The sequence below is a fragment of the Hyphomicrobium sp. genome, assembly GCF_041659645.1.
Classification (GTDB): Bacteria; Pseudomonadota; Alphaproteobacteria; order Rhizobiales; family Hyphomicrobiaceae; genus Hyphomicrobium_B.
This window is the reverse complement of sequence record NZ_JBAZXX010000001.1, coordinates 1,033,630-1,056,232: the sequence shown is the minus strand read 5'-3', so window position 1 is coordinate 1,056,232 and position 22,603 is coordinate 1,033,630. Positions and strand designations below refer to the sequence as shown.

Genomic DNA, 22,603 nt, shown 5'->3' with positions numbered 1-22,603 from the left:
AAACGGCTGAGATGGGCATCGACCGATGCCGCATCCCCGCCTCGATCGGGAAATCAACGTCAAAAGGACTCGAAACCATACGAGCATGGGTCACGGTCTTGCCGTACGCACATGCCATTCGTCCGGCCTGAACCGCTTGCTTCAGCATGCATAATTCCGCTTAATGCGGGGTATCGTTGCCAGCGACGCAAGCTCACTAACATTAAGCGCTCGTAAAGCTGGCTGCAAGATCGGGGCAAGTAGGGCGTTTTACCCAATGGGGAGCAATGCGACTAAGCCTCAATCCCAACACGCGAATTCGCTCTCTCTCACGCGTGCGATCCCGTCTGGCGGTCAACCTCGCCTTGATCGGCGTTGTTTTGATAGGTGCGTCCACCGTCGCCGAATCGGCGGTAAAGCCTGTACCCGCGCCCCAGCCCCTGGCTGCTGAGAAAGAACAGGCCCGCAAGCTCGATTCGGCCCTGAGCCCCCTTCTGTCGCTCGAACCCACCCCGGAAGACTTGGCGGCCCTCCGCGATGCGGCATCGGCCGTTCGCTCCAAAGATTTAGGCGCTTTCGCCGACGCAAAGGCCAAAATCAGCGATCCCGTCGGCCGCACGCTCGCCGATTGGATAAGATTTCGCGCCGGGCTCGGCGAGCCCGCCGAATTTCGCGCCTTCCTGCGCGACAACCCCTCCTGGCCGGATCGCTCGACGATAACGGAGGGCTTTGAAGAAGCCCTGTTCATGCATGGCGGCAGCGCCCAAGCGATCAAATCCTACTTCGTTACCACGATGCCGGAAACCGGCGCCGGCTATGCCGCGCTCGCATCGGCCAATCTGGCGGACGGCAACACAACTGAAGCCCGCAAGCTCGCCGCCATAGCCTGGCGCGAGATGTCCATTTCTCCCGCACTCGAAAACGGCTTCCTCGACCGTTTCGGAAACCTGCTCACGCCCGCGGATCACAAATGGCGCTTCGATCGTCTCGTCACCGATGACGTGCGCTATGCAGGCAATCGAAAGGACCGCGTCGCCCTAGCGAAGCGTCTCATTCCGCTGCTGCCCGCGAGCGAGCAAAAGAAAGCCGCGGCGCGCCTCGCGGTGTTCAACAAAGCCTCCAACGCTCAAGCCTTGATGAGCGCGCTGCAATCGGGAGGCCGCGACGATACTGGGCTCGCCTTCCACAAAGAGCAGTTGCTCCGCAAAGCAGGAAAGATCGAGGAAGCCGCCGACATCATCCTCGCCATTCCGCCGAATCCCAACAAGATCGCCGCGCTTGACGAATGGTGGGCCGAGCGCCGCGAACTGGCTTACGGCGCGCTGAAGCTTGGAAATCCGAAACTCGCCTATGATCTCGTCAAGGATGCCGGACCTCTGACGGTCAACCCACGCAAAGAACAGACGTTCATGGCGGGCTGGATCGCGTTTCGCTACTTGAATAAGCCGGCTCTCGCCGAGCGGCACTTCAAGGACATGGCCGCCGCCGCCGACGGACCGTTGAGCCAAGCCAAAGCTCGCTATTGGCTGGGCCGTGTCGAAGCCGAACGCGGTGACAAGGCCGGCGCCGCCGAGCAATATCGTCTCGCAGCCAAGAACCCCGACACCTTCCACGGCCTGCTTGCGATGCAAATGCTGGAGCCCGGACGCACGCGCTTGGAAATCTCCCAGCCCGCCTATCCCACCGCCGCGCAGATCCGGAAATTGACATCATCTGATGTGGCCCGCGCATTGGTCTTAGCGCAAAAAGCCAATCTCTCGCGCGAAATCACTCGCACGTTCCTGGCCGGACTCCGAAACGCCGCGCCGTCGGAAGCGGAAGTCGGCATGGTTGCCTACCTCGCCGAAGAAATCGGTGATCCGCAAATGTCCCTCCGCATCGCCAAGATCGCGATCGCGCGCGGGCAGAACCTGCTCACCTACGCCTATCCGCTGAAGCCCTTCCCCGGATATACGCCGCTGAGATCGCCGCCTGAGTTGCCCTTCCTTCTCGGCATCGCCCGCCAGGAAACCGAGTTCGATTCTCAGATCGTTTCCGGAGCCGGCGCCAAAGGCCTGTTGCAGGTCATGCCGATGACCGCGCGCCACGTCTGTCGCGATTACAAGATCAAATGCCAGATCGATCGGCTGCTCTCCGATCCGCAGTACAACGCAATGATCTCCTCGGCTTATATCGGCGACCGCTTGGACGAAGTCGGCGGCTCGTATGTTCTCGGCCTCGCGGCTTATAACGCCGGGCCGGGCCGCGCCCGACAATGGGTGAAGGAATTCGGCGATCCGAGAGATACCGACGTCGATCCCGTCGACTGGGTCGAGCGCATCCCGATCACCGAGACACGCGACTACGTCACCAAAGTCCTGGCCAACATCCAGATCTACCGCGCCCGCCTCGGCATGAAAAATCCGCTACGTCTGCAGCAGGATCTTACGCGCGATCGCGGCGACGCGAATATCCCGAAAGACAACGATCCCCGCGAAGGCGTCGCCGACAGCAACAGCGACGGTTGATAACCCGAGACACGAGGCGCGGCACTCACATGACGACCGAGCAGGCATTCGAAGACATTCATTTCACCGGACGCGATGGAACACGCCTCTACGGCCGCCACTACCGACCCGAGACCGTTTCGCACGCCCGGCCCGTCGTCTGTCTGGCTGGTCTGACGCGCAACAGCCGGGACTTTCACGACATCGCACTCGCGCTGCGGAGCGGCCCGAAACCGCGCGACGTCTTCACGCTCGACACCCGTGGGCGCGGCCTCTCGGAATACGATTCCGATTGGAAGAATTACGCCGTGCCGATCGAGATGCAGGACGCCATCGACTTCATGATGATGCTCGGCCTGCGCAACGTCGGCATAATCGGGACATCGCGCGGCGGGCTGATTTCGATGGTGCTGGCCGCCGCTCAGCCCTCACTCATGGGCGCCGTAGTCCTGAATGATATCGGCCCCGTCATCGAGGCGGAGGGCCTCGCGCGTATTGCTGGTTACGTCGGCCGCGTCCCGGTTCCAAAAAACTGGGCGGACGCCGCTCGCATCGTCGGAGATCTTTTTCGCCGCGATTTTCCGGAGATGACCGACGACGATTTTGCAGCGGTCGCCCGTCAGATTTTCAACGACAAGAACGGCAAGCCCGTCACCGGCTACGATCCGAAACTCGCGAAGTGTCTTTCGGTGCTCGACGGCCCGGTGCCGAAGCTATGGCCGCAGTTCGAAGCCATGAAGCGCATTCCCGTGCTCGTCCTTCGCGGCGCGAATTCCGATCTCCTGTCGGAGAAGACGGTCGAAGAAATGCGTCAGCGCCATCCGCGCCTGTCGTCTTTCACCGTTCCCGCCCAAGGCCACGCACCGCTGCTGCGCGACGCGCCGACGATCTCCGCCGTTGCCTCGTTCTTTGCCGAAACCGACGAACGGAACGACGGAACCCGTTACGGAACATTATCCCGCAGCGATTTCGGTCATGTCTCGCGGCTCGTATCGACCTCGCCACGATCAACGCGGCGCGAAAACTCGGTCTGACCGCCGCTCGCCAGGATGCGGGCCTGTTCGACCCAGCTTTCCCGCTCGATGCGCCCTTTGAATTCCAACATGCGGCTGACGCGATCAATATCGCCGCTGGTCCAATTCGCGATCTGATCGTAGCGGCTGATGCCCATTGCGTTGAGGCGCTTCTCGATCAGCACGCCGATCCCGCGGATACGCTTCAGGTCGTTGACAGGACCTTCGCTCGGCGCTTCGGGCTTCGCATCGGGTTTGGTGATCTCGACGCTCGCGGCCACCTTTTCGCGGATCGCGTCCGTGATCCGCGCTGGCATCGAAATCTTGGGATCGACCTTCGAGAGCGGCGAAATCGGCTCGATTGGTTTCAATCCGCGTGTGACGCTTGCCGATGCGGCAGCGATTGCGGCAGCAGCAGCAGCAGCCATTTCGGCAACCGACCGGCCCTGGCTCGCAGCCGCGACACCTGATAGATCCTCTCGCCGCGAACCGGTATTCTCGACAGTTGGCTGTGGCAAGGCCTGCGCGACTCTACTCGGATTCGATGCGCTGGCGTTCGGCGAGCCGTCCGCGGCCTTCGTCTCGGCGGAGGGCGCAGTTTGCGCCACAGTTTTCAGCATAGTTTTGCGATTGCGCGAATAATAGGTCTCGCCGCCCTTCGCCAGGATTTGCGCCTGCTCGACCCATTGCTCTCTGTCGATCCGGCCCGGAATCTCAAGCTCTTGTCCGATCCGCCGGACGTCGGACGCGCTCAATCCGGCAATGTGCTCGAAGTAGGTGATGCCACGCGCCTTCAGCTTTTGCTCGATGTCCGCGTCGATGGCACGGACGCGCTGAAAATCATCGCCGCCCTCGATGGGAGCCGCTGGTGCGGCGGGCGCCTGGACTTGAGGCGCAGGCTCGGGCTCCGGTTCAGCGACGACTTCGGGCTCTGGATCTGGTTCAGGCTCTGGCTCGGCAGGGAGGTCCTCCTCAAGTTCGGCCGTCGAAGGCTCGGCTTGAGTTTCGCCAACCTCCTCGGGATCGACTGGAACCTCGCCCCCAACGAACTCCGAGGCGTCGTAAGGCTCCGCTGCGGGCGCAACCACTTCCTCGGGCTCGGCAGCAGACTTTTCCACGGCAGTATTTTCGACCTGCGCCCGGCGCGACGTCCCCATGCCCGGAAAAGAAACGGACGCCGCAGCCGCCGCTTTCGCAGCCGCGACCGCACCCGCCGCCGCAGCCGTCGTCGCATCGCGCAATCTCGCCGCCAAACCACCCATTCGCGGCTCAGGTGTGGTCTTGACTTCCGGTTCCTGCAATTCCGGAATGTCCTCAGCCACCGGGATTTCCGGCAGTGGTTCCTCGACCGGAGGCGCGGGCGGCGGTTCCGGCGGCCGTGGCCTATAGATCCCCGTCACGGGCTTCAGAACGGAGGGACGAACCTCGACGATTGAGACCCTAGGCACACCTTCGTTGGGATCGGGCCCGATGAGCGCACGCTCGAAGCGCGACGGATCGAGCACAGTCGGCATCGGCCGCGGTTCGGGGCGGCGAAGCACTTCGATCCTCGGCTGCACCGGATCGATCGCCCTTGGCGCAACCGGCTGCGCCGGGCGCGCGCGTACCGGCTGCGGCGGCATGACGATGGGCGGCCGGACCGGCATGTCTGATTGGATTGGCGCCAAAGCAAGAGCCGGCGCCTCGGCGCTCGTGCCGTAGATGGCACGCTTAACCGAGCAGGCGACGAACGCGCCAAAAAAGAATGACGCGAGCAACAGCAGAAACGTTTGCAGCAGTAGATACGTCATTTCCTACCTAATCAGACGCCGGGAGATCCCGGTCTCGACAGTCCCCAACCAAGTGTCAGCTCTTTTTCTCCCTGCACGATATCCAGCCTGTGACGAGCCCTAGCGCGAATGCGAGCGCGACCCACCAGATCATCTTCAAGAACAGATAGTCCATCGATCGATCTCCGCTCCGTCCCTCAGTTGACCTTCACCGTGAATTCGATCCGGCGGTTCTTCGCACGGCCTTCCTCGGTCGAATTGTCCGCGATCGGCCGTGTCGATCCGTACCCGACAGCCGTCAGCCGCCGGACGTCGACGCCGTTCTGCGACAGAAAATCGGCGACGGCCCTCGCACGGCGATTTGATAGCCGATCGTTACGCTCGTCCGTGCCCTCCGAGTCCGTGTGCCCTTCGATTTGAATTCTGAAGGTCGGGCACTCGTTGGCTATCTGAGCGAGATCCCTCAGCGTCTGCGCGCTGTCGGAGGTCAGATCGGCCTTTGCGCGTTCGAAGTTGATCGTGCCTTTGGCCGATGCCTGCCGCATCAGCGTTTGGCAGCTATCGGCCGCTTTTTCCTCCGGCGACATGACGACGATAGCGTCACGGCTTTTGAACCCTGGCGGCAAATCGGTCGAAAGGACGCTGCGAATGTCGTTCGCGACCTGATCGCTTTCCGCCGCGCCTTTGATCGTGAACTCTTTGCCCGAAATCGAAACTTCGCCGTTCTTCAGGCGCGCCATCTCCTCAAGCCCGAGATGCGCCGCCGATGACCAAGGCTCCGGCGAAGCGCCGACGATCTTCATGTTATCGGTCACGCTCGAACCGGCATAAATCTGCTGCGCGATCTCGACGAGGCGCAGACGCGACGCATCATCCGGCGCTTCCCCCCCGATCGTTACCATGCCGTTTTGTTCGCGCGTCGCTTTCCACGACAGGTCGGTCTTCATCTGTCCCGTGAAGGCGATGTTCGTCGTCGCCTCGCATGTCTGACCGGCGGCCGCCTTCACGTCTCCGGGGACGGATTGCGAAGCCGCGTAGTCATCCGTATCGCCCGAGACCTCCAGATTATGATCTGTGAGGACCGACTTGCCTTTCTTCAACCGTGGCAGAGACGCAAGACCCGCGACGACGCATTGCTGCCATCCGTCCGGAGCTCCCGGGGCAACATGAGATTTGTCGTTGACCTGGCGTCCCGGGAAGCGCGCCTTGATCGCGTCGATGAGCGCGCCCCGCGCCGCTTCGCTCGGCACCATGCCGACCAGATCGAGCGACGTCCCGTCGTTTACGATCCCCATGACGTAGCCGCTGCCAGCAAGTGCGATGTCCGCTTTCGGGAAGCGGATTTGCTCGGTGATGCGGAAGTTCTGCGGCACCTCAAGCTTCAATGTTCTCTTGACCGTAGCGGCCGTCTGCGCGTCGGGCGCCTCACCCGAGAATGTCATCTCCCGGTCCCGAATCTCAACATCTCCCGTACGCAGCTGCGCGAGTTGATCGAGCGCCACGGCCGTCGCTTTCGCCCATTCTTGCGGAGCGCCGTCGCCGATATCCGTGTTGTCGGCAATCGTCATCGATCCGAACAGCGACTTCGCGCGAGCGCCGATCCGTTCGCGATCCTCGTCCGACGGCGCAAAGCCCGAAATCGCTATTCCCGCGCCACTCTTCTTGATATCCCACACAAACGGTCGAACCATCGGCGGCGTGATGGCTTCACGCGCCAAACCGAGACCGACTGGCCGCCGCTGCGCCAGCGCTTCCCGGACGTCACGGTAGGCATCCGAAGTCTTGGCCTCGCCCGCGATCGACAGATCGAGCATCGCGAGATTGGCCTGTCCCCGTTTCAGCTCCGAAAGATTTTTCAGGCTGAAGACGGCCCCCGCGAGCCAAGCGCCACGATCGATCGCACCGCGCGCCGGGCGCATGTCATCCGAGACGGTTGCACCGGGGAAGACGTTATGGGCTGCGGCGAGAAGCTCACGCCGCGCATCGTCGGACGGCACATCCCCCGCCAACCGGATCCGCCCGTCGCCGGACGACGTCGCCGACCAGCGATAATTAGCAACGCTTTCGAGAAGCTCCGACCGGTCGCTGGCGATCCGGACGCCCCAGACGTTCTCTAGACTCGATAGCGCCCGTGTCGGATCGCGTTCGTCCGGTGCGCGCCCCGTCAGAACGGCATCGCGGCCGACGAAATTAAAGCTGGCCCAGTTGAGGCCCGAGCGGCGAAGCGCATCGCTGGCCCGGCGGGAGAGATCAAGCTCGATCCCGCTTTGCTCGAGTTGAACCGCAACCCAGCTCAACATCGCGATCGGGACGAGTCCCAAAAGCCAATATGATGGATTGCAGCGCATGCGCACGCGACTCCGAATGCTACCGACGTCTCGCTGCCGCGGAACGACAAAAACTCAACGATGAGGGAAGCGACCCGCTAACCCCGCCCAGCGTGGCAAAACTCTGATCCGAGCGGACCCCCGAGCCGAAGTATAGACAAGAGGAAAGACCATTCCAAGCAGTGCGGAGCCACACCTTCGTCCCCTAAGAGGCTGATCCAGAAAGATTTTATTCAGGCCTAGCCGAACCGATCACACCCTGTGGCTCCAGGGCCGCTCAACCCAGTTGCTCGCATCCCTTCACGGCAACGGCATGGCAAGAAAGACAAATTTGCCTTGGAGGCTATCCTACCACCCGGTCAGGACGCCGAGCGGCGCGAAACGACAACCACCGATATACCGGCGGCGCGAAGACCGTCAGCTAGGTCGGTCTCGCCGTTGTCCGCGGCTCCGTACTGAGCCTCAGCCGCACGACGCGACTGCCGCCAGCTGCACGTCTAGCAAGCGCATCACCGACTTCCCGAGAATTACCCTGGCCGCTTGCGACCGGATGCCGGCGTGCTTCGCGACGAGCGAAATCCATGACAGCCGCCGGAATGCTTGTGTCGAAGAAAATATCGTCGGCCGCGCGCAGCAGTCGGATTGCGCCAAGCGTCAGCTCGTCAACATCCTCGCCGACGTCGATGATAGCGACAGGCTCAGGCCCAGCCGTCTGGCCCGCAATCAGATGATCGAGATCGTCCTGAGTTGGCCCACGGTCCGAACGTGCGATCGCCAGATCCGTAAAGCGCCGCCAAAAGCGCCGTTTCGCGTCCGGCGTATCTCCAAGGCGCGCGCCGTCACGGCGAAGATCGCGCGCGGCGGCGGCCCAGAGCGTGAAACTCTCAGGCAGCAAACTCTCGATCAGAGACCGAATGGCTTGTCCGAAGACTGGCGCCGCGCCGTCCGTCGAAATCCCGACGACGAGCGGCGATCGGTTGACGATCGCCCCGAACTGAAAATCGCAAAACGTCGGTCGGTCGACGACGTTGACCGGAACGCCGGCTGCGCGCGCGGCCGCCGCGAACGCCGCTGCATCGGCTTCGTCCCCAAACGATCCGACGGCAAGAGCCGCGCCCGCAACGTCGTCCGCCGTCCACCGCCGGCGAACGAGCAGAATTTGCCCGCTGGGCGGAGCCGCTTCCAACCCGGAGAAGCCATCTGCGAATGTCTCGGCAAAGACTTCCACATGCGCGCCGGACGCGGCCAAGAGTTCAGCCTTCCAAAGCGCCGGCTCACCGCCCCCAACGAGAACGACACGCTTGCCACCGAGCTTGAAGAAGACAGGCAAGTTCGCCAGCGGCCCGATCCGGGAACCACCACGTACAGAAGCCTGTCCCTCTTTGTCGTTGGACATGAAAACTCGAAATACAATCCGCGGCTCCGATGCCACGATCCTTCGAGCTTCCTAACTTTCAAAACCCGAGCGAACAAGCGACTTCGCTCGGGTCATCGTCGCGCGGAGACGATCCGCGCCCTACTGGGACGCCTGCCCGCTGATCTTCTTTACGTCGTTGGCCGTAATGCTGGACTTCTCAGCTCCAAACCTCGCCGTGACGTAGTTGGCAACCGCCGCAATCTCATCGTCCGAGTAAGCATTTCCAAACCCCGGCATCTTAACCACGCCGTTTGGCGTATGCCGCGTCACGCCCCAGATAATAGCCTGCGCGACGTTCTGCGCCGTGGGATCGTTCACCGTCCGGCCGCCGACGAAATCGGCGTAGGTGAGAATGGGACTCTTACCCGACCACCCATGACAGGCAGCGCAAGCACCCGCGAAGATCTTGGCACCGCGCGCATTCTCGTCGATCTCATGATCGCTTGGAAACGTCGAAGCCAACATCGTCTTCGGTATCGGAAGGGACGTGTCGGGGATTGGCGGGATCGTCTTGAGGTATACGACGAGCGCATTGATATCCTCAGGCGTCATGTGCCGAAGGCTCATATCGATGGCTTCGCCCATCGGCCCCGAAGCTGTTCCAAGGCCCTCGACATGGCCATGTGCGAGGAACTTCGCGGTCGTCTCCACGTCCCAGCTGCCGATGCCGGTCGTCTTATCCTGCGTCAGGTTGTAGGCACGCCAGCCCGCCGTAAACGCCCCCGCGAACTTCTTCTTGTTGTCGACGGCCTGCAATAGATTGCGCGGAGTGTGGCATTCGCCGCAATGCCCCAGTGCCTCGGCGAGATAAGCGCCGCGGTTCCATTCCGCGCTCTGGCTTGTGTTCGGACGATAGCGATCGTTGCTGTTGTAGAACAGCGACCAGAACATCATCCCCCAGCGCTGATTGAACGGAAACATGAGCGTGTTCGGCGGCGCTTCCTGCTTCACCGGCGTCAGGCTGAACAGGTAAGTCTTGATCGCAAGCGCATCGTCGTTGGTCAGCAGCGTGTAAGACGGATAGGGGAAGGCAGGATAGAGCCGCGATCCGTCGGGCGCGATGCCCTTGTGAATGGCATTGAGAAATTCAGCGTCCGTCCAGTTCCCGATGCCCGTCTCTTTATCCGGTGTGATGTTCGGCGAATAAAGCGTGCCGAAGGGCAGCTTGAACGCGAGTCCGCCGGCGTAGGGAACGCCACCCTTCGCGGTGTGGCAAGCTTCACAGTCCGCCGCGCGCGTCAGATATTCGCCGCGCGTAACAAGGTCTGCCGTCGCGAGGCTCGCAGGCACTCCCGTCGGATTTGTATCCTTATAGTCGCCGAGCGCAACCGTGCTGCCGCTGGCAAACGCCGTCGGCCCCGGCACGTAGATGATCCAACCGGCAACAACGAATACGACAGCCGCAACCGCCGCAAGAATCCAATAAAGGCGCTTCATACTGGCTTTCTCCCGGCGAGCGCTTCGCGATCAATCGGAAGTCGCGTCAGGCGAACGCCAGTCGCGGCAAACAGCGCATTTGCCAGTGCTGGCGGACCCGATGCAGTCCCCGGCTCGCCAACGCCGCCCGGATGTTCGGTGCTCGGAATGACATGCACCTCGATCTTTGGCGCTTCGTTGATCCGCAGCATGCGATAGTCGTTGAAGTTGCTTTGCTGGACACGGCCGTTCTCGATCGTGACCTCGCCGAAGAGCGCGGCGGTAAGGCCGAAGATCAGCGCGCCCTCGATCTGCGCCGCGATCGTGTCGGGATTGACCGGTATTCCCGCATCGATCGCAGTGACCAATCTGTGGACGCGTACCTCGCCGTTTTCATCGACCTCGGCCTCGCACACTGTCGCAACGAAGGTATTCCAGGCATTCTGCACTGAGATGCCTCGTCCCACGCGCGCGGACGTCGGAGCGCCCCAGTTGCCTTTTTCTGTGGCGAGATGGATAGCGGCTTTGAGCCGCGGATTGTTGTCGAGATGCCTCAATCGAAACGCGACCGGATCAACTTTTTCCCGGTGCGCAATATCGTCAATGAAGCTTTCGATGGCGAAGATGTTGTTGTTCGGGCCGACGCCGCGCCAAAAACCGGTCGGAACCGCGGGCGGTTCGGCGCGAATATATTCAACCTTGAGATTGGGGAAACCATACGGTTGATCGATCGCGCCATCGACGGCATCGCCGTCGACGCCGTCCTTGAATCCCGCGGGGAACCAGCGCGCCATAATGGACGAGCCGGTAATACGATGCGACCAGCCGACGATCTTGCCGTCTTTTAGCGTCGCCGAAACCGCGTTGTGATAGACCGGCCGGTAGACGTCGTGCTGCATGTCTTCTTCACGCCCCCACGTCACTTTGACGGGGCCATCGACGTGAAGGGCAACACGCGCCGCTCTGATTGTCATATCGTGGTCGAGCCTTCGCCCGAAACCGCCGCCCAAATAGAAATTGTGCACGGTCACTTTTTCGATCGGCAATCCGACAGCCTTGGCGACAGCCTCTTGCACACGCGCGATGACCTGAGTTCCCGTCCAAACTTCACAGGCATCTTTTGTGTAATGAACCGTGCAATTCAGCGGCTCCATCGTTGCGTGCGCGAGGAACGGAAGCTCATAGACACCATCATATCGCGTGCCATCGGCAAGCGCCTTGTCGACGTCGCCAGCTTGCTTCGCAACGGCGCCCGTTCCCTTGCTCGCAGCCCTCAACGCATCCCAAACCTGGGCAGAATTGACGTTCGCGTTCGGGCCTTCATCCCATTTGATATCGAGCGCCGTGAGGGCTTGCATCGCGGACCAAGTCGTATCGGCGACGACCGCGACGAAATCATCATCCGCTACGACCTGCTGAAAACCTTTGATGGCCTTCGCTTTCGTGTCGTCGACATGTCCCACCTTGCCACCGAAGATTGGACACTGCGCAATCGCCGCAAACTTCACGCCGGTCGGCATGGCGTCGATGCCGTATTTCGAACGGCCGTCGGTTTTGTCGAGCGTGTCCTTACGCTTCACCGGCTTGCCGATGAGCGTATAGTCCTTGGCCAGCTTGAGCTTTGGCTCTCCCACCGGCTTCATTGTTGCGGCAAGCGCGGCAAGCGCGCCGTAACCGACCTTCCGCCCACTCGCGTCGTGGATCACTTCACTGTTGGACGTCCGGCAGGTCGACGGTTCGACACTCCATTGCTGCGCGGCCGCTTCGACGAGCATTGCCCGTCCCGCCGCTCCGGCCTTGCGAAGCGGATCCCAGAACGCTCGCACGGACGTCGACCCGCCCGTCGCCTGAATCCCGAAAAGCGGATTGTTATAGGCCTTGTCAGGCGGCGCATGCTGCAGCACGACCTTGTTGAAATCGGCATCAAGCTCGTCGGCCAGGATCATCCCGACTGTCGTGTAGATGCCCTGCCCCATCTCGACTTGAGGCATGACAAGGGTCACAACATCGTCGTCGCCGATCCGGATGAAGGCATTCGGTGCGAACGTATCGCCGGCCGCTCGGGCGACAGGCAGACGAAAGCTGACAAGCAGAAATCCGGCCGCACCGGCCTTCAGAAGGTCGCGCCGCGAAAGGCCACGCGCTTCCAAGGATGCATTTGTGCTCATGGACACGGTCCTTCCTTACGCCGTCGCAGCTTTTTTGATCGCCGCGCGGATGCGGACATACGTGCCGCAGCGGCAGATGTTGCCGGCCATTGCGGCGTCGATATCGTCATCGCTCGGGTTGGGCTTGTGAGCCAGAAGCGCCGCCGCCGACATGATTTGCCCGGACTGGCAATAGCCGCACTGGATAACCTCAAGATCGAGCCATGCCTTCTGCACTTTGGCTCCGGCATCGGTGGCGCCGATACCCTCGATTGTCGTGATCGGGCGATTTCCGACCATATCGATCGTAAGCTGGCACGAACGCACCGCTTGCCCATCCACATGAACTGTGCACGCGCCGCACTGCGCGATCCCGCATCCGAATTTCGTTCCGGTCATGCCCAGCACATCGCGCAACGCCCACAGCAAAGGCGTTTCCGGCGACACGTCGACGTCATGAGGCTGACCGTTGACTTGAAGAGTGATCATCGAGAGCTCCCGGCACATAAATGATCATCGAAGCTGACGACGTTTCCATCGCAACTTTTGATGACCCTTATATTACCGCTATCATTCTCTCAATCAACGTCGCGGGAATGTCGGAAATTGCGCGATTTCCGACATGCGTGATAGCCGAACGGCGATATCGAAACATGACTCTGTGCCTTTCGATGAATTCGCACAGCACATGAAATTTATTCGGCCGCTTGCGTCAAATACGAGGCGATGGTCCGCGCGACCGGCGACGCGAGCAAAATATTGCGGTGTCCAAGACCTCTGAAATCCCGCAATTCCGCCGCATCGACTTTGGTCGTGATCTCCTCGGCGCTTTGGAAAGACACGTCCCAATCGTCACGATCGTGGATGACGAGCGCCTTGCATCCAATCGTCTGCAAGAAATTCACGATTGTGAAGCGCTCGAGCGGACGCCCACCGAGCCGTTCAAGCCGCCGTTCGAAGGCGTGTTGTCCGGACATTGTCAGGCCCCAATGTCTGGAAAAATCGCCCGTCACCTGCGCGAGGCGGTTGGGGCACGCAATCAGAACAATGCGTGGAATCTCAAGTTTGTTCGGCATCGGCGGATGCCCTTCCGCCGCGACGAGCGAGATCAGGCCGCCGAACGAGTGAGCGACGATCGCCGCCAGTGGACCGAAATGCGCGCCGACCACAGCCGTCGCTCGCGCGCAGTCGATCAGATTCGTCGAACTCGCGCCGCTGAGGCCGTGCGCGGGCAGGTCGAACAACACGACACGATAGCCCGCGCGCCGCATCGGCTCCGCAATCGCGGTCATGAACGACGCTTCCGCCGTCCAGCCGTGAACGACCAGCACTGTCCCGAGAGGCAAATCCCGATCGGGCTCGAAGATATACGTTTGGATATCCGCAACAGGAGTCGGAATGCGCTTCCAATGCGCCTTACGCAAATGAAAGCGGGCCCGCGTCGCAAGCTGCTGGTGATTTGGCGCGCGATATTGCGATAATTCCGGTGTACAGAAAATTTTAAATGCCCTATCGCCCGCAATTCCCCAAGGCAATCGCGAAAGGCTCTGATCGACCCACAATTCTTTCGGTATCCAAATCATTGCCCATTATTTGAATTTCAGACAGCCAATTCGCAAGAGCGGGCATCACTCTAATTATCGCGATGGTTGACAGCCCGTTGAGGGACCGCTTTGATAGCGTCCCGGCCCGAGCCTCACGCGATTAAAATCGCCCAATAAGCATTACCCAAGGCGCCACCAAGAGGCTCTCAATGAACTTCAGATCGCCTGGCGGCACGCTGTGTTACAGTGTGCTGTTCATGTTGGTGGTTATTACAATCGCGACCTGCGCGTATATCGGCGCCGGCTGGAGCTTTGCGGACGCGTCCTACATGGTCCTGTTGACGGTCTACACCGTCGGCTACGGCGAAGTGCATCCAATCGCTACACCCTATTTGCATATCGTGACCGTCGCGACGATGATTTTTGGGTGTACGGGCATGATCCTGCTTACAGGTGCCCTCGTCCAATTCCTCACAGTCAGTCAGCTGCAACAGATATTCGGGATGAAACGAATGAAGGCCGAGGTCGATAAGCTCGATGATCACGTCATCGTCGTGGGATTTGGCCGCATCGGAATGATGCTGGCCAAGGAGCTGAAAGCGGGCGGTATGAAATTCGTCGTGCTTGAGCAAGACGAAAGTCGCGCCCAGCACGTCCGCGATCTCGGCTATTTGTGCCTGGCGGGCGACGGAATGGACGAACGCAGCCTCTACGACGCCGGAATAACGCGCGCGCGATCTCTCGCCAGCGTATTGCCGAATGACGCGGCCAACGTCTTCATCACTTTGTCGGCTCGAAGCCTGAACCCGACGATCGAAATCATCGCTCGCGGCGAGCTTCCCTCGACCGAAAGCAAGTTGCTTCAAGCCGGGGCAAACAAAGTCGTCCTCCCGACGCACATCGGCGCCGAGCGCATCGCGGAGATGATCCTCTTTCCCGAAACATCCCGATTTCTCCGCGCTGGCACAAAAATGCAGGAACTCGAACGCTCGCTACGAAGCCTGGGTCTGGACATTACGCTCGTAGTCGTGCCCGAAAAGGGTGCTCTGACAGGATTGACCATCGGCGAAATAGAACGCAAGGCGGACGGCAGGTTTTTCATCGTGCAGTTGGATCGCCCCGGAGGCGAAACCGTCACGACGCCCGACCCATCGATACGTGTGCAAGCAGAAGACGGCGTCGTCGTCGTCGGCCGAAATGGACAAACCGCCCGCGCGATGTTTGAAGCGCCAGCCGAAAAATTACGTGCGGGCCGATTGACGTTTCGATGATCACCGGCCCTCTTGGGCATCGATCTGAACTCTGCGTCTCGATCCCCTTTAGGTCCTCTTTCATTTCATATCGAGTGACAGAAAAGCCGCGCGGTCCCTACAGCAATCTATTCGCAGCCCGGTTCGGGCTTACGCCCTCCGCGAAAAGGCAACGACGTTGATATCCCCTGAACAGCTACATCACTTGTTCGCGACGTACGGCGTATGGACAGTGGCCTTGATCGTCGGCCTCGAAAGTCTCGGCATTCCTCTGCCCGGAGAAGCGGTTTTGATCGTCGCCTCGGTTTATGCGGCAACCCACGACGGCAACATCGCAATGGTCATTGGGGCGGCGACGGTCGGCGCGATCGTCGGCGATAACATCGGCTACATGGTCGGACGTAAATTCGGCTACAGCCTTGTTCTGAAATTCGGCTCGTACCTCGGGCTGACAGAGGGCCGCGTCAAGCTCGGGCAATATCTTTTCCAGAAGTACGGCGGCGCTGTCGTTTTTTTTGGACGCTTTTTTGCGGTGTTGCGTTTTCTTGCTGCGTTCCTGGCGGGCGTCAATCAATTGGCATGGCCACGCTTTCTTGTCGCGAATGCGTTGGGGGGGCTTGTCTGGGCCAGCATCGTTGGCATATCCGCCTACACGTTCGGCCGCGGCATTCACGAGCTGCAAGGGCCAGTAGGCGCGGTCGCCTTCGTAGTCGCGGTGGGGATCGTAATTGCAATCTTTGTCTATCTGCGCCGCCACGAAGCGGAACTTCAGGCTCAAGCCGAAGCTTCATTACCCGGACCGCTCCCTGGCTTTGAACGCCGCGACTGAGCCAAGCCGTCGCAGGCGATGCGCCGCGCCTCGACCGCATCCCCGCCATTGCAAGACCCTCGGGTGAAAGATTCAAGCGATGAAAACCATGGCAATCACAGTTTTCGCTGCCAATTTGGCGGCCCTTGCCATACTTAAGCCGCGTCGAGCGCCGTCATGCCGATGATGCCGCCTCGCTTGCGTTTCCCTCACAACAAATACCGTCGTATCTCAAAGGCTTATATCTGATGAGAGGATTTCTCCGGGCAGTCTCGGATCAAGTTAAGTTGGCTCTCGCCATTCGTTCGTTGCTGCCGCCGCGCCCCGCCGATATGCATGCTCGCGCCGAGGCCCGCGAAGCCCGGTTTCGCAACCTGCTGCGTTACGCCGACGAGAACTCTCCCTTCTATCGCAAGCAGTTCCAAGGCATCGACCTGAAAACCTGCGCCATCACCGATCTTCCGACCCTCAGCAAGGCGAAGATGATGGCGAACCTTGACGATGTGTTCACCGATCGCGCGCTTCGCCGCGACGATCTCGAACGCTTCATGAACAATGCCGCGAACGTCGGCACTTATTTCGAGGGAAACTATGCTGTCTGTCACACGTCAGGCAGTCAGGGGCAGCCGGCGATCATCGTGCTGGATAAATCCGCGATATTGACGATGTTCGCCGCGCAGTTCGCCCGCGGCCAACCGGTCTCACGCAGGTTCCTCCCCCATCTGCGGCGTCTCTTTAATCCGGCCCGCTTCTCGATTATCACCCAGAAGCCTGGCTTTTATCCCAGCAGCACTTTCTTCAACTACTTTCCGGAACGCGCGCGCCGCTTCACCAAGCTGCAGCGCCTCTCGGTTTTCGATCCGCCCGATGTGCTCGTTGAAAAGCTCAACACCTTTCGGCCGAACATCATCACCGGCTACACGAGCGCGCTCGAAACTATTACCCGGGAGATGCAGGCCGGCCGACTGAAGCCTAACAGCGATCTTGAGCAGATAACCAACATCAGCGAGCCGCTGCCGAAAGCAATCGCTGAACACGTTCAGCAGGCATTCGGCATTCACGTCACCAACGTCTACAGCATGGCCGAATGCATGGCACTGACTTGCGGGTGCCAGGCGACCCACGGCAGCCACCTCAACGATGAACTGGCGATGCTTGAAGTGGTCGACGCCAACAACCGCCCCGTCCCGAATGGCACTCCGGGAAGCAAGGTTCTGCTGACGAACCTTTACAATTTAGCCCAGCCCATCATCCGCTACGAAATCGATGACATCGTCACGATCAGCCCGAAGCCGTGCGAATGCGGAAGCCTTTTGCCTCTGGTGGAGTCCGTCGATGGACGGTCAAAAGATCAGTTCTGGGTGAACATCAACGGCCAGATCCGGGAACTGCCGTATTACATCTTCCTGCTCGTGATCCATAACGAGACCAATCTCGCCGAGCACCAGTTTCTGCAAACCGGCGTCAACCAGTTCGTGCTGCGCGCTGTCGCCGTGCCCGGCAAAACGTTATCCGTCGACAGGCTGCGCGATCTCGTCCAGCAATCCCTGATATCCGAGCGTCTGGTGGGCATCGTCCACTTCGACGTCGAAATCGTCGATCAAATTTTGCCAGAAGAATCCGGCAAAGTTCGTCGGGCGAAGAATGTCTTCGGACCGCCCCCCGTGGCCGCGTCCGACCCGCAGCCGGCCTTGGCTAGCGAGATTTGAGAGACGACACGGCGGCGCGCAGGCGCCGCCTCAGACCAGGCCGTTAAATCCCCGCCGGTCAGCCGGATCCTCTTAATTTCCGAAACGAACGATGTTTGTCGTCGCTCCCGTTTTCAAATACGGGGCGAAGCTGTATGGAACCGCTGAAATTGATAGCGGAATGTCCGCCAGACATTGAAAATTAAGCCTACCACTCAGAATTGATCGCTTCCCCAATCAATTCAATCGCCTCCAAACTACCATTTGTCCCATGGCGCGCCAAATAGGACGCGTGCTTACCAACACGGAAGCCGCGCCTCACAATGAAATGTGAGCAGCGGCAGTGGCCCCGGTTTACGGCTGACTTTGGTGGAATCTGCGCAAGACGGGTACGGACTGGATGTTGAAACAAACGCTGCTGCCCTCCCAATCGAATTCCCACTTCTATCCGGCGCTCGCCCTTCTCGGCGCGACTACGATTTTTCTGATCGACACGTTCACTCCGCTCGATATCGCAATCGCGGTCCTCTATGTCGCCGTCATCATGTTGTCGGCGACCTTCCTGAGCCGAGAGGGTCTGCTGGCAATTTCCGCGACCTGCATTTTCCTGACGATCGCGAGCTTCGCTATCGTCCACTGGGACGACCTCGAAAGCAGCGCGATGATCCGCTGTCTGGTGAGCTTGAGCGCGATCATGGTCACGACGCTTCTGGCGCTCAAAAACAATAAGGCGACTCATGATTTGCGCGATCAGGCGGCCCTCCTCGACCTGACGCACGACGCGATTTATGTCCGCAACATCGATGACGTGATCGTCTATTGGAACGTCGGAGCCGAGGAACTCTATGGCTGGAAGAGCGAAGAAGCCGTTGGGCGCTCCGTGTTGGATCTTCTAAAAACCAAGTTTCCGAAGCCGATTAAAGAAATTATGGCGGACCTCGCTGACGCAAACCGCTGGCAGGGAGAAATCAGGCAGACCAAGCGCGACGGCACCGAAGTCGTCGTCGCCAGCCGATGGTCGCAACAGCGCGACGACAAAGGCCGCCCCATCGCGACTATGGTCACCAACAACGACATTACCGATCAACAACGCGCCGAGGATGATCTGCATAAGGCGCAGGGCGAGCTGGCTCACGTTACCCGACTGACGACCCTCGGAGAGTTGACGGCATCCATCGCCCACGAGGTCAATCAGCCGTTGGCGGCCGTCGTTACAAACGGGGAAGCGGCGCTACGCTGGATGCAACGCGACGTGCCCGACCTCAAAGAGGTGCATAGTTCGCTTGAACGGATGATCAGCAACGGCCGGAGAGCCAGCGACGTGATCGCAAGGCTCCGCGCGCTGACCCGCAAAACCGATCTTATCCGCGCTCCGCTCGACGCCAACGAGCTTCTCGAAGATGTCCTGCTTCTTGTCGAGCGCGAGCTGATTTCAAAGAACGTCGCCCTTAAACTCAACCTCGCGAACGTCCCTCTGCCGGTGCTCGGGGACCGCGTTCAGATGCAGCAGGCGATCATCAACCTCGCGGTGAATGCCGTCCAAGCGATGTCGACCGTCGCCGATCGGCCTCACGCCCTGCACATCCGCACACACATAGGCCAGGATGAAAATGCTCAAAAGACCGTGACAATCGAGATCAGCGACAATGGTCCCGGCATCGATCCAGCTGTCATTGGCAACCTTTTCACGGCATTCTACACGACAAAGTCCGAAGGCATGGGCATGGGATTGTCCATCTGCCGCTCGATCATCGAAAGCCATGGTGGCAAGATTGTCGCGACATCCGAGCCGGGACAAGGCGCGACGTTCTCGGTTCATTTGCCGGTCAGGGAGGATGCAGCGTGAAAAGCAACCCGGGTTCCGATCGCTCCGCCGACGCACGCGCATCTTCGTGCGTTTATGTGGTCGACGACGACATCGCTCTGCGCGAAGCGCTCAGCAGTCTTTTCAGGTCCGTAGGACTGCAGGTCGCAGTCTTTGGTTCGGCCGCGGAATTTCTGGAGAAAAAGCTTCCCGATATGCCGAGTTGCCTCGTCTTGGATATTCGGTTGCCGGGCGTCAGCGGCCTCGATTTTCAAGGCCAGCTCGCAAAGGCGGGCATTCGGATGCCTGTCATTTTCATGACCGGCCACGGCGATATTCCCATGTCAGTACGTGCCATGAAGGCTGGCGCGGTCGACTTTCTGACCAAACCATTCCGCGATCAGGACATGCTCGACGCAGTCTTCACAGCACTCGAAACCGATCGCAAGCAACTGGAATCCGACGCGGGTGTCGCGGAGCTGACGGCGCACTACCAAAGCCTGACGGCGCGCGAGAAAGAAGTCATGGCCTACGTGACGAAGGGACTCATGAACAAGCAAATCGCCGGCGAACTCGGCCTCAGCGAAATCACGGTCAAAATCCATCGCGGGCATGTGATGCGAAAAATGGCTGTCAGATCGTTGGCAGATCTCGTCCGTGCCGCCGAAAAACTCGGCCTCTCAAGCGTCAGCGCCTAACGCCACGCAAGCGATCCGGTTTCCCGATCGTTGAGATCCGCCAAAGCGGAACTCTGAGGCGCTTCTTCGGATGCGGTGCCAATTAAAAAAGGGGGCGGCGCTTCGAAGACGGGAGTATTCGAAGGCCTTTGGCAACCAAGGGGGTTTGGTGCCCAGACGACTCGCCGCCCACCCGAGAGTCCTCTAGCCGAAGAAAGATGCGGTCGAGCCGCTATTTGCGCCGGTCTGACAAGCGCTTCGAGCATTCGGCAAGCCATTGAAAACGGCGCGATCCTTCACACCGCGAAAGACAACAATGGAGCCGCGCGCGTGTTTCCGTGATGGCATCCGAACTGGTATTCTTTTCGCCGTCGCATAATCCGATTGGCGACCCGCAGGGATAGACCAAATCATGCAAATCTACGTCGATGCAGATGCTTGTCCGGTAAAGGCTGAAGTTATCCGCGTAGCGGAACGGCACGGCCTCACCGTACACATGGTGTCCAACAGCTGGATGCGGCTCGACGACAGCCCTCGGATCAACCGCGTCGTAGTGGCTGAAGGTCCCGATGCCGCCGACGACTGGATCGCCGAGCGCGTAGGAGCCTCGGATATCGCCGTAACAGCCGATATTTTGCTTGCCGCGCGGTGCCTGAAGGCCGGAGCGCAGTGCATCGGACCGACAGGCAAGCCGTTCAGCGACGCGAATATCGGCATGGCGATCGCGATGCGTGAAATGCAAAAGCACTTGCGCGAAACAGGCGAAAGCCGGGGCTTCAACTCCACGTTCACCCCGCGCGACCGCTCTCAGTTCCTCCAGGCGCTGGAACACGCCATTCAGGCCATCAAGCGCAGGGAATAAACAGGCTGTTCCGGAATGCGGCTTGCCCCGAGTTCAGCATGCCCAAATTGGCGGAGACGGAGGGATTCGAACCCTCGATACGCTTTAGGGCGTATGACGATTTAGCAAACCGTTGCCTTCAGCCACTCGGCCACGTCTCCCCAAATCAATGGGCAATGTGCCCCTATAGAGGGCAGGCCACAGCAATGCAAGACGCGTCGGATAACGTGAAGCCAGGATACAACGTTGTCTGGCCGCCGCCGCAAAGTCGTCCTAGTCTCCTGTGAGCAATATCGCTCCATGGAGACGGATTTCGGTCGTGAGTACTCAATTGAAATTTCTGTGGGGTACGGGCGTCCTGACACTTCTTGCCGCAGCGTCGGCTCAGGCGACGGAGCTCTGCGTTAAATGCACCGGCCCTGACGCCAACTACGCGTGCGTGGTCGCCGGCGGTTCGAACGCGACGCTCGATACTGTGGCGAAGTTCTACTGCATTACCACGCTCGCCAAAACCGGATCTCATGCCAGTTGCTCGATCGATCGGTCTGTGGCCGCGCCGTGTCCGGGAGAGCGCCGGGAATTACCGATACCCGCGCTTCTCAATGACGCTGCGGACGGTGAGTCTGGCGGCAGCGATTCCGCGACCGGCAAGCCGCCGCTCGACGCCTCGGCTCCCCCGCAAAATCACACAACCCTCAATACGCTGGAAGCAAACACCCCTCCGCCGCCGTCTGATCCGGCAGCGAACGCCACACCTTCAGAACCGGCGGCTAATGAGCCACCACCGAAGACGGTGCAGGAAATGATGGAGAAAAGCGCGAAATCGGCAGGTGGCGGCCTCGACCAGACGCAAAAGACGGCCGGCGACGCGGCGAAGTCAGCAGGCACGGCGCTCGAGAAAGCAGGCTCCGCAGTCGGCGGCGCTGCCAAGAGTTCGTGGAAGTGCCTGTCCTCGTTCTTTTCAAACTGCTGAAGCGACCAAGCGGCAGAGCCGTCGGCTTCAGTGAGCCGAGGCCAACCATTCGCGCGCCAATTTCTGCGCCCGGATCACTTCGGCTTTGCTCATGTCGCTCGACAGCTCTGACCGGTGGCGCTTGGCCTCGACGTTGCCGCGACTGGCGGCAATGTTGAACCACTTGTGAGCCTGAATGAGGTCGACCGTTCCGTCGCGTCCCGTGCAATAGCTGAGGCCCAGCTCGAAGAAAGCGTCCGATTGCTCTCCCTGCGAGGCGTATTCCAGCATCTGACGGGGAAACACGTCCATACGTGCCATATCTAAGAACTCCAAATCCGACCGCCGTTACGTACCTAATGTCGAACTGCGATCGTGCCCTGCGCTCCGAAGGGTTCACATGAAGCGCTTATGGACAATCGCAGCTGTTGGATGAAATCTCGTAAAACACCGAACAAAATTGGGGTAATTCCCGGGTAAACTTG

General features: G+C 60.2%; 17 protein-coding genes and 1 tRNA gene. 9 read left to right on the top strand and 9 right to left on the bottom strand.

Annotation, left to right across the window (positions count from 1 at the left end):
- The first annotated feature begins 266 nt into the window (after positions 1–266).
- Together WC811_RS04915 and WC811_RS04910 are read left to right on the top strand one after the other, a co-directional pair.
- Positions 267–2,486 (top strand): transglycosylase SLT domain-containing protein, encoded by a 2,220-nt coding sequence (locus tag WC811_RS04915; protein WP_372641558.1) that lies wholly within the window; start codon positions 267–269, stop codon positions 2,484–2,486.
- A gap of 29 nt (positions 2,487–2,515) precedes the next feature.
- Positions 2,516–3,499: an alpha/beta fold hydrolase gene (locus WC811_RS04910; RefSeq protein ID WP_372641556.1), complete on the top strand. Its 984-nt coding sequence runs from the start codon at positions 2,516–2,518 to the stop codon at positions 3,497–3,499.
- On the opposite strand, the gene WC811_RS04905 is transcribed toward WC811_RS04910, so the two are convergent.
- From WC811_RS04905 to WC811_RS04875, 7 genes are all read right to left on the bottom strand, one after another.
- The gene (locus tag WC811_RS04905) at positions 3,439–5,268 is read right to left on the bottom strand and encodes a hypothetical protein (RefSeq protein WP_372641554.1); all 1,830 of its coding nucleotides are present in this window, start codon (positions 5,266–5,268) and stop codon (positions 3,439–3,441) included. The genes WC811_RS04910 and WC811_RS04905 overlap by 61 nt on opposite strands.
- A 176-nt stretch (positions 5,269–5,444) precedes the next feature.
- Complete coding sequence (locus tag WC811_RS04900) at positions 5,445–7,595, bottom strand: OmpA family protein (RefSeq protein ID WP_372641552.1); 2,151 nt, start codon at positions 7,593–7,595, stop codon at positions 5,445–5,447.
- Positions 7,596–7,995: 400 nt separating this feature from the next.
- The gene (locus tag WC811_RS04895; protein WP_372641550.1) at positions 7,996–8,970 is read right to left on the bottom strand and encodes a siroheme synthase; all 975 of its coding nucleotides are present in this window, start codon (positions 8,968–8,970) and stop codon (positions 7,996–7,998) included.
- A gap of 120 nt (positions 8,971–9,090) precedes the next feature.
- A complete protein-coding gene (locus WC811_RS04890; protein ID WP_372641548.1) occupies positions 9,091–10,428 on the bottom strand; it encodes a cytochrome c in 1,338 nt (445 codons plus the stop codon).
- Positions 10,425–12,575, bottom strand: a complete 2,151-nt coding sequence (locus WC811_RS04885; RefSeq protein ID WP_372641546.1) for a molybdopterin cofactor-binding domain-containing protein — start codon at positions 12,573–12,575, stop codon at positions 10,425–10,427. The genes WC811_RS04890 and WC811_RS04885 overlap by 4 nt, the downstream gene beginning before the upstream one ends.
- Positions 12,576–12,590: 15 nt before the next feature.
- Positions 12,591–13,043, bottom strand: a complete 453-nt coding sequence (locus WC811_RS04880) for a (2Fe-2S)-binding protein (RefSeq protein WP_372641544.1) — start codon at positions 13,041–13,043, stop codon at positions 12,591–12,593.
- 206 nt (positions 13,044–13,249) lie between these two features.
- Positions 13,250–14,137, bottom strand: a complete 888-nt coding sequence (locus WC811_RS04875; RefSeq protein ID WP_372641542.1) for an alpha/beta fold hydrolase — start codon at positions 14,135–14,137, stop codon at positions 13,250–13,252.
- 170 nt (positions 14,138–14,307) lie between these two features.
- On the opposite strand from WC811_RS04875, the gene WC811_RS04870 reads away from it, so the two are divergent.
- From WC811_RS04870 to WC811_RS04845, 6 genes are all read left to right on the top strand, one after another.
- Positions 14,308–15,369, top strand: coding sequence for a TrkA family potassium uptake protein (locus WC811_RS04870; RefSeq protein ID WP_372641540.1), 1,062 nt, complete (start codon positions 14,308–14,310; stop codon positions 15,367–15,369).
- Between the two features lie 211 nt (positions 15,370–15,580).
- Positions 15,581–16,177: a DedA family protein gene (locus WC811_RS04865; RefSeq protein ID WP_372641538.1), complete on the top strand. Its 597-nt coding sequence runs from the start codon at positions 15,581–15,583 to the stop codon at positions 16,175–16,177.
- Positions 16,178–16,404: 227 nt separating this feature from the next.
- The gene (locus WC811_RS04860; protein WP_372641536.1) at positions 16,405–17,865 is read left to right on the top strand and encodes a phenylacetate--CoA ligase family protein; all 1,461 of its coding nucleotides are present in this window, start codon (positions 16,405–16,407) and stop codon (positions 17,863–17,865) included.
- Positions 17,866–18,244: 379 nt separating this feature from the next.
- A complete protein-coding gene (locus WC811_RS04855) occupies positions 18,245–19,690 on the top strand; it encodes a nitrogen regulation protein NR(II) (protein WP_372641534.1) in 1,446 nt (481 codons plus the stop codon).
- Positions 19,687–20,346: a response regulator transcription factor gene (locus tag WC811_RS04850; protein ID WP_372641532.1), complete on the top strand. Its 660-nt coding sequence runs from the start codon at positions 19,687–19,689 to the stop codon at positions 20,344–20,346. Before WC811_RS04855 ends, WC811_RS04850 begins: the two co-directional genes overlap by 4 nt.
- Positions 20,347–20,737: 391 nt before the next feature.
- Positions 20,738–21,187 (top strand): YaiI/YqxD family protein, encoded by a 450-nt coding sequence (locus tag WC811_RS04845; protein WP_372641530.1) that lies wholly within the window; start codon positions 20,738–20,740, stop codon positions 21,185–21,187.
- Positions 21,188–21,235: 48 nt separating this feature from the next.
- On the opposite strand, the gene WC811_RS04840 is transcribed toward WC811_RS04845, so the two are convergent.
- Positions 21,236–21,327: transfer RNA gene (locus WC811_RS04840), tRNA-Ser, on the bottom strand.
- Between the two features lie 158 nt (positions 21,328–21,485).
- Here WC811_RS04840 and WC811_RS04835 point away from each other — a divergent pair.
- Positions 21,486–22,139, top strand: a complete 654-nt coding sequence (locus WC811_RS04835; RefSeq protein WP_372641528.1) for a hypothetical protein — start codon at positions 21,486–21,488, stop codon at positions 22,137–22,139.
- Positions 22,140–22,166: 27 nt separating this feature from the next.
- On the opposite strand, the gene WC811_RS04830 is transcribed toward WC811_RS04835, so the two are convergent.
- The gene (locus tag WC811_RS04830; RefSeq protein ID WP_372641526.1) at positions 22,167–22,439 is read right to left on the bottom strand and encodes a sel1 repeat family protein; all 273 of its coding nucleotides are present in this window, start codon (positions 22,437–22,439) and stop codon (positions 22,167–22,169) included.
- Positions 22,440–22,603: the final 164 nt, after the last annotated feature.

Excerpts from the sequence above, each read along its gene's own strand:
- WC811_RS04915 (WP_372641558.1), top strand. The coding sequence starts at position 267 with ATGCGACTAAGCCTCAATCCCAACACGCGAATTCGCTCTCTCTCACGC.
- WC811_RS04910 (WP_372641556.1), top strand. The coding sequence starts at position 2,516 with ATGACGACCGAGCAGGCATTCGAAGACATTCATTTCACCGGACGCGAT.
- WC811_RS04905 (WP_372641554.1), bottom strand. The coding sequence starts at position 5,268 with ATGACGTATCTACTGCTGCAAACGTTTCTGCTGTTGCTCGCGTCATTC.
- WC811_RS04900 (WP_372641552.1), bottom strand. The coding sequence starts at position 7,595 with ATGCGCTGCAATCCATCATATTGGCTTTTGGGACTCGTCCCGATCGCG.
- WC811_RS04895 (WP_372641550.1), bottom strand. The coding sequence starts at position 8,970 with ATGTCCAACGACAAAGAGGGACAGGCTTCTGTACGTGGTGGTTCCCGG.
- WC811_RS04890 (WP_372641548.1), bottom strand. The coding sequence starts at position 10,428 with ATGAAGCGCCTTTATTGGATTCTTGCGGCGGTTGCGGCTGTCGTATTC.
- WC811_RS04885 (WP_372641546.1), bottom strand. The coding sequence starts at position 12,575 with ATGAGCACAAATGCATCCTTGGAAGCGCGTGGCCTTTCGCGGCGCGAC.
- WC811_RS04880 (WP_372641544.1), bottom strand. The coding sequence starts at position 13,043 with ATGATCACTCTTCAAGTCAACGGTCAGCCTCATGACGTCGACGTGTCG.
- WC811_RS04875 (WP_372641542.1), bottom strand. The coding sequence starts at position 14,137 with ATGATTTGGATACCGAAAGAATTGTGGGTCGATCAGAGCCTTTCGCGA.
- WC811_RS04870 (WP_372641540.1), top strand. The coding sequence starts at position 14,308 with ATGAACTTCAGATCGCCTGGCGGCACGCTGTGTTACAGTGTGCTGTTC.
- WC811_RS04860 (WP_372641536.1), top strand. The coding sequence starts at position 16,405 with ATGAGAGGATTTCTCCGGGCAGTCTCGGATCAAGTTAAGTTGGCTCTC.
- WC811_RS04855 (WP_372641534.1), top strand. The coding sequence starts at position 18,245 with ATGTTGAAACAAACGCTGCTGCCCTCCCAATCGAATTCCCACTTCTAT.
- WC811_RS04845 (WP_372641530.1), top strand. The coding sequence starts at position 20,738 with ATGCAAATCTACGTCGATGCAGATGCTTGTCCGGTAAAGGCTGAAGTT.
- WC811_RS04830 (WP_372641526.1), bottom strand. The coding sequence starts at position 22,439 with ATGGCACGTATGGACGTGTTTCCCCGTCAGATGCTGGAATACGCCTCG.